The organism is Methanogenium cariaci JCM 10550, assembly GCF_001315945.1.
GTDB classification, from domain to species: domain Archaea; phylum Halobacteriota; class Methanomicrobia; order Methanomicrobiales; family Methanomicrobiaceae; genus Methanogenium; species Methanogenium cariaci.
Map to the genome: position 1 here is coordinate 1 of NZ_BBBG01000034.1, position 12223 is coordinate 12223.

Here is a 12223-nt window from a genome sequence, read left to right on the forward strand (position 1 = left end):
ATGAGCAATTTACCGGTTTTTTCCTCTGGGGGGGAGCAGGGTGTACAGAAGCCGGGCCAGATAGTAAAAAACGGGATATCCCGGATGATTGAACAAAAATACGGGTGAAGTATTCTTTGTTTTTTCCGGCAGACACATCCTTTAAATATCTTGTCTGACATGATCGGGGGGGTATCCCTGCGATATCCGGGGTGTGGTTCTGCGCATGGCGATGCCACACGGGAGACACTGGTTACGTAAACGATGCCGGGTATGCAGGAGGAGAGTGTGTATGATGCGAAGACCCTACAGATGGTCGGTCTATGACGAGTTTGAAGAGATGAGACGTGAGATGGATCAGCTCATGAGCATGGTGCCGTCGTCTTCTTTTTATTCTCCTTCTTCCCTCGCTCTGCCCGAGGCAGAGCAGCGTGCTGAGATAGTGCCCCTCTTCCGGGAAGTGGGGGGGTTCGGTGGGTTCCAGGTGGATGTGACCCAGGATGAAAATGAGGTCATTGTCGCTGCGGACATGATGCCGGGGATTGAGAAGGAGAATATATCGATGCAGCTGATCTCCCCCCCCAAGGCGCTGGAGATTACCTGCGAACGCAAGGAAGAACGCGAAGTGAAAGAGGGCATGCCGGGAGAGGAAGGAGCGCAGGCTGAGGGAGAGCAGGGAGAAAGGGGGGGTGCGGAGAGGTATTACCTCCACGAGAGGAAGTACGGCTCCATATCCCGCATCGTCCCCCTGCCGCGTGCCGTGACCACCGAAGGCGCGAAGGCATCCTTTAGAAACGGGGGGGTGCTGGAGGTCAGACTCCCGTCCAGCGCTCTTGAGATGAAGCGGCGGATTGCGATTGAGTAAGTGTTGCAGTAGTCTGGAGAACGGGTGTCCGGCGAGGTGAATCCTTCTGTCCCCCGGATCCTTTCGGGGGGGAGGCACCCCTTCATCTTTATTTTCAACTGAATGGGGGGGGTTGCAGGTCTTTTTCATGCCGCAGTCAAAGGGTTTTCATTTCGATTCGGATTCCGGCATGAACGCTTTCGTGATTCTCTCTGAATCGTGATATCATCGATGTATCCCCTGTATCTGTTCTTTCCCTGTATGAATAGTAATTCGGCCCTCATGCTTCTGAAACCAGATGCTCCAACCAGGATTAAACATATTTTTACTGGATGTGGGTACAAAAGGGGGGGCTTATACGGGCAATGATGCATCGCCGAACGATGAGCATGGAATCATGCGAATATTAATTGCCTCAGTGAAATCAGGATTAATATTGAATTTTGCCTCCGGGAAACGGGATACAATGACAGAGAGGGATGCAGCAGAAGGACATGAATTCTCTTCAGGGATGAAAGAGCTGACAGAGGCCCGAAACCGGCTGAGAGAGAGCGAAGAAGAGTTCCGGCGTATCCTATGCGAGATTCCGATATCAATGAGCATCATATCGCCAGAAGGTGAGGTAGTTCTGGTAAATAAAACGGCCCTCAGCTCCTTGATGCGGAAGGGGGGGCAGATTTTCGGGGATTCGATATCTCTGACATCTGGGATGATCCAAAGCAGAGGGATGAATGGCTGGGTGAGATCAGGAGCCGGGGGGGCATTGTCTCTGACTATGAGATAGAGGTCATCACCCTCACAGGAGTACACAAAATCCTGCTGTTATCCGGTCTCATGATCACATACGACGGGCGGCCATGCATCCTCTCGGTTCACCAGGATATAACGGAGAAGAAGAAAGCCGAAGCAGATCTCAGGAAAAGCAGGGAGAAATATCGCTCTCTTGTAGAAAATCTGAATGAGATCCTTTTTGTGATTGATACAAAGGGACGGATCACCTACCTCACGCCGAATATCAGTTCGATAATCGGGTATGCGGTGCCGGAACTTATCGGGAAGTATTATACCGCGTTTGTGCATCCCGATGACCGGGCAGAACGCTCCAAAGAGTTTCACTCCGTTCTCTTGGGAAATGAATGCCCGAAAGACTATCGCATTCTCAAAAAAGGAGGTGGTTTCATTTGGGTGCAGACGTGGGGGGGTCGTCCGGTGGTCAGGGACGGGGGGGAAGTGATCGGTGTACAGGGAATTCTTACCGACATCACCCGACTGAAGACGATGGAGGAGGACCTCAGGGAGGCAAATGCGAGGCTCTCGTGGAATTCTAAGAGGCTCTCTGTACTCAATGAAATAATCACGACCGCGAATGAAGCCCGTGATCTCAACTCCCTCTTCAGAAATGTTCTTGATTCAATCCTCTCGCTCCTGGACTATGATGCCGGTGGAATATATATCGTCGACCCCCCCGATACACGGACCGCATCAATTGTGTATTCCGTACATATCCCTGATGAAATGCTCGAAGAAGTGGCAGAGGTGCCAACGGATGAGCCGCCCTACCGTTCACTGTTCATCGATGGAAGTCCCATCATCTCCGGCAATGTCACCGAATTGTCACCGGGAATTGCTCGAATTTCAGGCTTCTCTTCGTTAATAAGTGTCCCTCTGGTTGCGAAGGGCAGAATCGTAGGAGCCCTGAATGTCGCAAATAATAAGCGACATGATATTTCGAGTGACGAGAAGGAGATACTTCTTTCAGCCGGTGCAGAGCTTGGGAGCACGTTCGAGAGGTTTGCAGTTGAGGAAGAGGGGGGGAAGAGGAATGCAAAGAATCTTGATGTGCTCTTCAATTCGCTTGGTGAGATGGTCTTCATCCTTGACAGGCAGGGAACGATCATCCGGGTGAACGAGACGGTGATTCGAAGGCTCGGTTATCGTGAGGACGAACTTGCCGGAAAGGACATCACACTCCTGCACCATGAAGAGGGACGGGGGGGAAAGGCTCGCAGGAATGTTGCGGAAATAATTGCAGGAACACGGGGATTCCTGCTCTGTTCCGGTAATGGCAAAGGACGGGAGTCTCATTGATGTCGAGACAAAGATCACCCATGGATGGTGGAACGGCCGTGAGGTGATTATCGGGGGGGTTGCACGGGATGTTACCGAAAGAAAACGGGCGGAAGAAGCACTCCGGAAAAGTGAGGAGCAGTACCGGGCGATATATGATACCTCTCCGATTGCAATTGAACTCTTTGACTCTGCCGGTGCCTGATTCATGCAAATCCTGCCTGTCTTGAGCTTTTTGGTGTGGAGAGTCTGGAGTCCGTCTCCGGTTTCTCCCTCTATGAAGACCCCAACCTCACTGACGAGGGAAAGAGACTGATTGCAGAAGGGAAAACTCTCAGGTACGAGGCGAATTTTGATTTCGAGAAAATCCATGAACTGAACCTGTACCCCCACATCCCGCCGGGGGGGGACCTTCTGGCTGAATGTGATGATAACCCCGCTGAAGAGTTCTGTGGATTCCATCCTGGGATACCTCGTCCAGATCCAGGACATCAATGACCGGAAACTGATGGCGGAGGAGATACGGATATCAGAGGAGAAGTATCGGGATCTTGCAGACAATGCCCCCCCATCGGAATCCTGAGCTGTGACCGTGAGGTAGGATCACCTATGTGAACAACAGGGTGGCAGAGATGCTTGGCTCTCCCTCGACTGAACAGACGGCGGAGGTCAATCTTCTGGAGACCGTGAATCTCATCCGGGTTGGATTTGCAGACATTCTGAGGGATGTGATCGAAAATGGTGCGGAATATCCCGAAACTGAACTGGAATATACCTCGGTCTGGGGGGGAAAGGAGGTGTATCTCAGGGCCCATGTCTCACCGATACTGTCGGGGGGGATACCCCCTGAGGGTGCACGGTTTATCATTGATGATATCACCCGGAGAAAGGAGGCCGAAACCCTGCTTAAGAGAACACAGTTTGCATTTGATCACTCTCCGGACGAGATCTATTTTGTAAACAAAGACGGTCTGATCATCTATGCAAATGCCCATGCACGCACGGTGTTTGGGATTGAACCCGATTCCCCCCCGATAAGTATGACCGTCTTCGATATCAATCCGCTGCTCAGTCGTGCAGAGTGGGAGTTGATGTGGTCAAAACTTGTGGAAGAGGAATATTACCGGTTTGAATCCGTACACCGGCATAATGACGGGACACCATATCCGGTCGATATCCTCAAGTACCGCATTGTTTTGACGGTGAGGAATATTCCTGCACCATCTCCCGTGACATCACCGGGAGTAAACAGACCGAAGAGGCTCTTCGGGGAGAGCGAGGGACGCCTGCGCACTCTCATCCAGACAATACCCGACCTCGTCTGGCTCAAGGATGAAAAGCAGATATCTCGCCTGCAATGCGATGTTCGAGAGGTTCTTCGGCGCAAAGGTGAGCGAGATTCTTGGAAAGACCGACTATGACTTTGTTGACAGGTATCAGGCCGATTCCTTCCGCGAAAAAGATCTAGAGGCTGCTCTTGCAGAAAAACCCACGGTAAATGAGGAATGGATCACATTCGCCGCTGATGGTAAGCGTACAATCCTTGAGACGATCAAGACGCCGATGTACGGTCCGGAAGGGAATGTGACGGGTGTGCTGGGGATCGGACGGGACATCACGGAACGCAAGAAGTCCGAAGACGCAATACGGGAGGTCAACCGGAAACTCAATCTCTTATCGACCATCACCCGCCATGACATCCTCAACCAGATCACGGGTGCTGCCGGGTACCTCGAGATGATCGAGCTTGAAGATGAGATCCCTCCGGGCACAAAGACGGAGGGTTATCTTGAAAAGGTCTCAGGAGCAGTTGATACGATAGAGAGGCAGATCACATTCACGGGATATTATAAGGATCTTGGCGAACAGGCGCCCGACTGGTTTAATGTGGGCAGTGTCATCGAACGTGTGGGGGGGCAGACGCATCATTTGAAGCCGTCAGGATTGTCAACATGATTGGGGGGGTGTGGAGGTGTTTGCCGACCCGCTCTTTGAGAAGGTGATCTACAATCTGATCGATAATGCGGTGAAGCATGGGGAAACCATCACGGAGATCTCGTTTTATACCGAAGAGAAACCTGACGAGCTCATCATCTTCTGTGAGGACGACGGGGGGGTGGGAATCCCCACGGATGCCAAGGGGAAGATATTCAGGAGAGAGTATTTCAAGAACTCCGGGCTTGGGCTCTTTTTGTCCGGTGAGATTCTCACTATCACCGGTCTTACTATAACTGAGACAGGAACGCCCGGAGTCGGGGCACGATTTGAGATTCACGTGCCTGAAGGAATGTTCAGGTTCGGAGGGGTGTGAGCCTATGGTATTCGATGATATTCCTGGACGAATCCGGCAAAACACGGTATTTCAGGAGAGCATGTTGGATGGTGATCTCTTATGATTGAAATAATTGTTTGGGGGATGTTTATTTAATATGAAATCATTTTACGATTATTAACCCAGGGGAGAATTCCTGAAAAGGCCTGATAAAATGTCCATCAAAATGGAAATTATTCTAGACCATATGTTCGGTGCGCATTTCTGTTCCATAAAGGGCTTCAGGTATTGTATTGCCGTTTCACTCATTCTTTTTTTATTCCTCTCTGTTGGTATCTCCCCCCCGGTATCTGCCTCGTCTGGTGACGATCATGTGCTCATTGTCGGTGCTGATGAATATTTTCCCCCCTATGAGTATGTCGACTATAACGGAAGGCCGGCCGGTTTTAATATCGATATCATGAATGCAGTCGCAGAGGAGATGTCTCTTAATATCAGTATCCGGCCCGGGCCCTGGCAGGAAGTGAAAAGCGATGTCGAAAGCGGCAAAATTGATCTCATGAGTGGCATGTTCTACTCTGAGAAACGTGATGTGTATGTCAACTTTTCAAAGCCGTATATCCTGGTTTCACATGCAATTTATGTGAGGGAAGACTCGGATATCAGGGGGGGCCTGAAGACCTGAAAGGCCGGGAGATTGTTGTGGAGGAGGGGGGGGACATTATGCATGAGTATGCCCTCGGTATCAACAATTCGAATACCATTATTCCCGTAAAAAATCAGTATGAAGCGTTATTGCTTGTTGCTTCGGGAAATCATGATGCAGCTCTCATCTCAAAGCTGCATGGTGCATATCTGATCAATACGTATGGAATTCCCGGTGTAAAAACGACCGGTCCCCCCCGATAGAAACAAAAGAATACCGCATTGCCGCATCCTCAGATGCAAGCAGTCTTCTTCCTGCTATCAATGAAGGTCTTGCGATCATCAAGGAAAACGGCAGGTATGATGAGATATATGACACATGGTTTGGGGTATATGAGGAACGCGAATTCTTTGCCACCCTGATAAATATTGTAATTTTTGTTCTTCTGCCTGCAGTAATCATTCTCGCTTTCGCGCTGTTCTGGTCGCTTTCCCTGAGGAAAAAACTCGCCAAAACGTCTTTGGAGCTGGAGGATGAACTGGCAGAGCAGAAGAGGGTGAAGGCAAAACTACAGGAAAGTAAGGACAAATTCCAGGTACTGTTCAATTCAATAAATGAGGGGGTATTCCTTTGCGAATCTGATTCAAAAGAGGAGACCGGCAGAATCATTGAGGTGAATGATACTGCCTGCAACCGTCTCGGTTATACGTGATGAACTGATGGGGGGAAAAATATGGTGGAGATTTCCCGGAATGGTTCCTCTGAGGGGGGGATAGCGTCATTGAAAAACTTGCCCGAGAGCACGGGGGGGAGATCTCATATGATGCGGAGCATGTGACAAAAGACGGGTCGGTATTCCCGGTGTATGTCAAGACGCGTCTTCTGAAATTTGAAGGGAAGGAATATATTCTCCAGCTCGCACGTGATATCACGAAAGAACGGGAATCCCATCGTGTTGAGACGGATGCCCTGAAAAAGATTGAAGAAAATCTCAGCCAACTGGCAATTCTCAATGATGAGATCAGAAATCCGCTCATGGTGATCTCCGGGGTGACGGATATGGATTTTGATAATTCAAATGAGATCATTTTCGAACAGGTGACGATAATCGATGGGTTAATCAACAAACTGGATCAGGGATGGTCGAATCTTCAAAAATCCGGGAATTTCTGAAGAAGCACCTGGAAATGTATGATGATGAAGATTACTGAGTGTTTGTAATCCCGATTGGTGCCCGTTTGCTCACATCCACATATCGGCGTCTGATGAAAACGGAGGAGGAAACCGGGCGGGGGGAAATGCCCGGTGTGAGAAATACCGCGCCGGCAAAACATTCTGATGCAGGAGTAGGTGGACGGTTTTATTTCCCATACGATCCCGTCCGTATCCCATAATCCCGTCATATCACTCCACCACATTTTTTACCCTGTAAAACACACGGTATAGTAACCCAATGCTTCGACATGGGACGCACTTAAGTTAATTTCCCGGATTCCTGTTTGGGTATACCGGTTTTTTCTGTGCGAGGGTAGCCAAGCCAGGCCAAAGGCGCTGGACTTAAGATCCAGTTACGCAGGTATTCGAGGGTTCGAATCCCTTCCCTCGCATTTTTGATTGGTAGAGTAATTATTTTTGTCATTACCCTGGTTAGGCAAATCAAATTTTCTCTCCATAATCTCACCTTATTCGTCGTAACCGGATATTTTTCAAAAGAGGCAAATCCGATTCAATCCCTTTTGTTTCATGAAAACGGCCGCTCACCCTTCGGGGGCAACGGTCTCCTTTCCTGACCTGCGCACATGTAAGGATGCACCAGACGCTCACGACCGCTGCGGCAGTCACGTCCCAGTGCTATTGCCTGGTTTTCGCTAATAGTCTGAACATATCCATACGTTTAAGCATATAGAATCACTGACGCATACATCGGATGATTGGAGGAATCGTCATGAAGCCCATAAAATATTCATTAACAAAACAAATAGCCGATGAATTAGAAAAAAAAATACAATCCGGCGAATATAAAATCGGCGAAAAAATCCCTACTGAACCAAAACTTGTTGATTATTTTGGTGTTAGCCGAAACACAATTCGTGAATCTGTACAGGCTCTCATTCATGCAGGACTATTAGAGGCACGCCAGGGTGATGGAACGTATGTAGTGGCAACGGAAAGACTCCAGGTTGAGTTATTTAACTTGCTAAGTAAGACTGAGAAACAAGAAATTCAGGAAGTGCGGAATCTGCTTGAGGAATATGTCGTTGTTTCTGCTGCGTTACATGCCACTGAAGATGATATCGCACAAATAGAACGAAAATTATGCCAGCGTAATATCGCATCAGATACCGTTAGGGAAAATACAAAAGCAGATCTGGCATTTCACACTGCCATTGCTTTTGCCACACACAATCGTTTGTTAATCAACATGTATCAATACGTTTCACAATATTTTAATGATTTTATTGCCGAAAAACTTGCTGCTCACACATATGATCAGGAATATGTGGATACTTTACATAACGAACTTTTTGCTGCAATTAAAAATAAGGACAGCAAAAAGGCAAAAGAAACAATATCAAAAATTATTGAATTATAAGGAATAATTATGAGAGGATATGAAAAAATACTTATAATTATTGGAATTATTTTTATCTCATTTAACCTTCGTGCACCAATCACCGCTGTTGGATCTGTTGTCGGAATGATACAGGCAGACTCTATGTTTTCCAGTGGTATGGTGGGATTTATAACGACCCTTCCGTTGCTTACATTTGCAATTGTTTCCCCCCCATTTGTTGCAAAAATCTTCTCAAAAACTGGGCTATGGAAAACTGATGGCATTTGGACTGTTTTTCATTTTAATTGGAGACTGGTACGTTCTTACACAAATCTCATAGGGATATTTATTGGTACAACCTTTCTTGGGATTGGAATTGCTATTGGAAATGTTTTAATTCCGGGTATAATTAAACTAAAATTTTCAGATAAAGTGGGTTTGATGACGAGTATTTACACGTCCGGTATGTGCACCTTTGCAGCAATTGGTGCAGGATTAAGTATTCCGTTAGCAAAAGATTTAGACTTAGGCTGGAAAAACGCGCTTGCATTTTGGGTTGTTTTAACGGCCATAACGTTACTTATCTGGTTGCCACAATTTAAAGCAAAAAGAAATAGTAATGTGAATCATATCGCTACAGGTGGTGCCAGCGCTACATCAATATGGAAATCCCCGACTGCGTGGTGGGTTACATTATTTATGGGAACTCAGTCATTCCTTTTTTATTCACTGGTTGCATGGCTTCCCACAATAATAATATCAACGGGAATGAAAGATTCTTTTGCGGGAACAATGGCACTTGCTTTTCAGCTGGTAGCTATTCCTGCAACATTGATTATCCCTCTGCTCTGTGATAAATTCAAAAATCAAAGAGGGCTTGTGTCTATTACCTGCCTTTTATACATCAGCGGGATGTCTTTATTTTTAATTAGCCAGACACAAATGTCAATATTACTTTCAGTAGCATTGATGGCATTGGGAATGGGTGGAAGCATAAGCCTTTCAATTGCCTTTATTTCACTAAGAAGCCCCCCCAATTCAGTAAGGGCGTCCGAATTATCAGGTATGTCACAATCTGCTGGTTATCTTCTTGCTGCTGTTGGTCCTATTTTAATGGGTGTTATCTATGACACATCTAAAAGTTGGTTATTGCCCGTCATAATATTCTGTGGATTAATCATTCTGCTTGGATTTTTTGGATGGTTTGCCGGAAACGATATTAAAACAGAGATAAGGCCAGCGTAAGGTTTTTTGCCTTCATAAATATTTTATTATTTTGTGCTACTAATCCCGCCGGGCATTACGGAGGCGATTCCCTGAGAGTGATGGAGGGGCTGAATCTGTCGGGATGAGAAGGGGGGGACTGATATCAACGCCATGATACCGGTTCGCCTGTCCATTCGGTTCTTTGGTGATATATAGCACCGGAACATGGGATCCCGTTCAATCCTGAACAGATCGGGTCGATTTGTCTTGGAGAGAGCCCGCACACCATATATATTATGAGAAGAATGTAGGACAATCGAATAGGCAACCGTTCCATTGAGGAGAGTCCGAATGACTGGAAATGCAACATTTTCAGAGAAGGCATCTCATGAGGGTGTGGGTTCCATCAGATCCGTCTCCGTCATCAATATGGGCACCGGCGAAGTGCACCGGGAACACATCCACGGGTCTCGTAAACCTGCTCTCTGGTGGATTTTCTTCGGACGTCGGTGGGTGACCATCCCTATCAATGTCTATGTCATCGAGCACTCCGACGGGCTGGTTCTCTTTGATACCGGCCAGAACCGGGCTGTCGTGACAGACCCGGATTTTTGGCCCAAAGGGGGGGTTACCGGGACTTTCATGCGTCACCTCTTCAGATTCCATATTGCTCCGGACGATTCGCTGACCGGACAGCTCGAAAAGGCGGGCTACTCTGCGGGAGATGTACGCAAAGCAGTCTTTTCTCACCTGCATAGTGACCACGTCGGCGGCATCCGTGAAATCCCGCAGGCGGAACTGCTGGTGAGCAATGAGGAATGGGAGAACATGTTACGGCCCCCATGCCGAACGGCATATGATATTTCGCAGGGATATCGAAATACCGGGTGCAAAATGGGAACAGATTTCCTTCCGGCCGACAGACGACCCGTCGATTGCACCGTTCACCCATGCCTTCGACCTGATGGGTGACGGCTCGATGGTGCTGCTTCCGACGCCGGGCCACACGCCGGGCTCGCTGTCCATGCTGGTGAGATGTGACGATGCCCCCCCGCCGCTGCTCTTCATCGGCGATCTTGCCTACGGGGTGGAGTTGCTCGAGCGTGGAGAGCTCCCCCCCGGTACGGGCGATCACAAGCAGCTCCGGGCCGGTTTCGCAAAGGTGCTTGCGCTGAAGGAGAGGATGCCGGATCTGGTTATCCTGGCCGCCCACGATCCAAAGGCTGCCGAAGCGCTCCGCGAAGCCTCGTCCCGGAGGTAGATACGTGTATGGCTCTTTTTCCGGAAAGTGGATCATTTTGTCGATCTCAGTCAGTGTAAAGTACTGAACCGAAATTTTACCGGGTTTTATTCGGGAGAGCCGGATCTTACCATGTTTTGAGGATGAAGGATGGGCACACGTTTCTCTTCTAACCGGACAGGAATTGTCTGCACCGTTCCGTGACTGAAGGGGAGATGGTGACACATTTCCCTGATATAATATTCATTATCGTATCCGTTGGAAAATATGAGGAGTGGCATGAGGGTGTTTTCATCATTGTCTTAATTTTTAGACATATGTCTAAAATATTGGATCTGTTGAATCCCTCAAATATAACGACGAAAGTGGTTCAATCTGTTGTTTTCTTTGTTATATTTGGGGAATTCAGCAGGGCCCAATATTATGTATTTTATAATTTGAATGTTGGTTGAACAAACTGCAATCAAAACGAAATATTTTTCATGTCTTATCATGCACTGATTGCATAGGGATCGGATGCCACCCCGGTATTTGGATAACCTGACCCCCCGACGAGATCTAATTCATCGACCACCACTGACATATCAACACGAACCACTCTGTTTTTCTGAACAGCTTTGGTTTTCATACATTGCTTGCTCTATATCACTTTTCTCTCGTTTTTGGTGAGCAGAGGCTTTCAACCGTGGTGATATTCCCCCCCTTGTGGTGACGATGATGAAACAGATAGTCTATCTTATGATTGTGTGTGTACTGGTAGCGATGGTGCCGATGGTGGCGGCGGTGGAAATTGATACGATCGATACTGCTGGAATCTCCCCCCCGAACTCCCCAGATCTGGTCTTTTCAGAAACCACATTGGTGCCAGAATCTACAATAACTTATATTTCACACTTTGAAGACTCTTTAAACATTTCTTCAGATTTAGTATCAAGTAATAGTGCCAATGCAGATGTTGATACGATATTTGATGCCTCTACAGTTGTTAATTACAATGTTCCTCAATACTCTCAGAGGGATTCAGCTTGGAAAGACGACAGGCTTGGGTATGCAAGCAATCCAAATCCAGGTACAATAGGGAATTATGGATGTGCATTAACGTCTACAGCAATGGTATTTAAATACTATGGTGTGGACGTGACACCAAAGTCATTAAATAACTGGCTGATTTCAAACAATGGATTTACAAATTATGATTTAATTAATTGGCAACGGGCTGCAGATTTCTCAGATAATATTCTGGGTTTTGAACCTCAGGATTACACCAATAAACCAGCTGATTTGAATAAAATCAATTCTGAACTTGACGCAGGACGCCCGGTAATTGCACATGTCAATCTCTATAATTCCAATGCCCTTAGTGGAACACACTTTGTTGTAATAACAGGATATGAGGACAACAATGTCTATATTTT

16 protein-coding genes, 1 tRNA gene and 2 pseudogenes are annotated in these 12223 nt (G+C 47.4%); 18 read left to right on the forward strand and 1 reads right to left on the reverse strand.

The window, feature by feature from the left end; translation table 11 throughout:
• The first annotated feature begins 271 nt into the window (after positions 1-271).
• The 16 genes and pseudogenes from JCM10550_RS15965 (at position 272) to JCM10550_RS16035 (ending at position 9607) form a co-directional block, all read left to right on the forward strand.
• Positions 272-844 carry an Hsp20/alpha crystallin family protein gene (locus tag JCM10550_RS15965; protein ID WP_062400583.1) on the forward strand — a complete coding sequence of 191 codons (573 nt, stop codon included), beginning with the start codon at positions 272-274 and terminating at the stop codon, positions 842-844.
• A 445-nt stretch (positions 845-1289) separates the two neighbouring features.
• Positions 1290-1607, forward strand: coding sequence for a hypothetical protein (locus JCM10550_RS19335; RefSeq protein ID WP_157200378.1), 318 nt, complete (start codon positions 1290-1292; stop codon positions 1605-1607).
• A 50-nt stretch (positions 1608-1657) separates the two neighbouring features.
• A complete protein-coding gene (locus JCM10550_RS15975) occupies positions 1658-2911 on the forward strand; it encodes a PAS domain S-box protein (protein ID WP_062400587.1) in 1254 nt (417 codons plus the stop codon).
• The gene (locus JCM10550_RS15980; protein WP_062400589.1) at positions 2886-3095 is read left to right on the forward strand and encodes a PAS domain S-box protein; all 210 of its coding nucleotides are present in this window, start codon (positions 2886-2888) and stop codon (positions 3093-3095) included. Before JCM10550_RS15975 ends, JCM10550_RS15980 begins: the two co-directional genes overlap by 26 nt.
• Before the next feature lie 201 nt (positions 3096-3296).
• Positions 3297-3473: pseudogene (locus tag JCM10550_RS19340) on the forward strand (hypothetical protein); the annotation flags it as partial.
• Between the two features lie 49 nt (positions 3474-3522).
• A complete protein-coding gene (locus JCM10550_RS23905) occupies positions 3523-4311 on the forward strand; it encodes a PAS domain-containing protein (RefSeq protein WP_245619410.1) in 789 nt (262 codons plus the stop codon).
• Entirely contained in the window at positions 4280-4846 is a 567-nt protein-coding gene (locus tag JCM10550_RS23910; RefSeq protein ID WP_245619412.1) for a PAS domain-containing protein, read from the forward strand. Before JCM10550_RS23905 ends, JCM10550_RS23910 begins: the two co-directional genes overlap by 32 nt.
• 16 nt (positions 4847-4862) lie before the next feature.
• Positions 4863-5201 (forward strand): HAMP domain-containing sensor histidine kinase, encoded by a 339-nt coding sequence (locus JCM10550_RS23915; RefSeq protein ID WP_245619413.1) that lies wholly within the window; start codon positions 4863-4865, stop codon positions 5199-5201.
• A gap of 208 nt (positions 5202-5409) precedes the next feature.
• Complete coding sequence (locus tag JCM10550_RS25445; protein WP_218185271.1) at positions 5410-5847, forward strand: transporter substrate-binding domain-containing protein; 438 nt, start codon at positions 5410-5412, stop codon at positions 5845-5847.
• Between the two features lie 17 nt (positions 5848-5864).
• Positions 5865-6071, forward strand: a complete 207-nt coding sequence (locus JCM10550_RS25450; RefSeq protein WP_062400594.1) for a hypothetical protein — start codon at positions 5865-5867, stop codon at positions 6069-6071.
• A gap of 17 nt (positions 6072-6088) precedes the next feature.
• Positions 6089-6136 (forward strand): annotated as a pseudogene (locus JCM10550_RS25455) (hypothetical protein); the annotation flags it as partial.
• 192 nt (positions 6137-6328) lie between these two features.
• Positions 6329-6520 carry a PAS domain-containing protein gene (locus JCM10550_RS23925; RefSeq protein ID WP_062400596.1) on the forward strand — a complete coding sequence of 64 codons (192 nt, stop codon included), beginning with the start codon at positions 6329-6331 and terminating at the stop codon, positions 6518-6520.
• A 122-nt stretch (positions 6521-6642) separates the two neighbouring features.
• Positions 6643-6981, forward strand: coding sequence for a hypothetical protein (locus JCM10550_RS16015; RefSeq protein ID WP_062400598.1), 339 nt, complete (start codon positions 6643-6645; stop codon positions 6979-6981).
• Between the two features lie 349 nt (positions 6982-7330).
• Positions 7331-7415: transfer RNA gene (locus JCM10550_RS16025), tRNA-Leu, on the forward strand.
• Between the two features lie 338 nt (positions 7416-7753).
• A complete protein-coding gene (locus JCM10550_RS16030) occupies positions 7754-8401 on the forward strand; it encodes a FadR/GntR family transcriptional regulator (protein ID WP_172673945.1) in 648 nt (215 codons plus the stop codon).
• Between the two features lie 9 nt (positions 8402-8410).
• Positions 8411-9607 carry an MFS transporter gene (locus JCM10550_RS16035; protein ID WP_062400602.1) on the forward strand — a complete coding sequence of 399 codons (1197 nt, stop codon included), beginning with the start codon at positions 8411-8413 and terminating at the stop codon, positions 9605-9607.
• Between the two features lie 333 nt (positions 9608-9940).
• Here the strand turns inward: JCM10550_RS16035 and JCM10550_RS23930 are convergent, their stop codons facing one another.
• Positions 9941-10324 (reverse strand): hypothetical protein, encoded by a 384-nt coding sequence (locus tag JCM10550_RS23930; RefSeq protein ID WP_245619415.1) that lies wholly within the window; start codon positions 10322-10324, stop codon positions 9941-9943.
• Positions 10325-10424: 100 nt separating this feature from the next.
• Between JCM10550_RS23930 and JCM10550_RS19345 the strand changes: the two genes are divergently transcribed.
• Together JCM10550_RS19345 and JCM10550_RS16055 are read left to right on the forward strand one after the other, a co-directional pair.
• On the forward strand, positions 10425-10829 hold the full coding sequence (locus tag JCM10550_RS19345; RefSeq protein ID WP_172673947.1) for a hypothetical protein: 405 nt from the start codon (positions 10425-10427) through the stop codon (positions 10827-10829).
• Between the two features lie 762 nt (positions 10830-11591).
• On the forward strand, positions 11592-12223 hold a 632-nt coding region (locus JCM10550_RS16055), incomplete at its 3' end, for a C39 family peptidase (protein ID WP_172673948.1).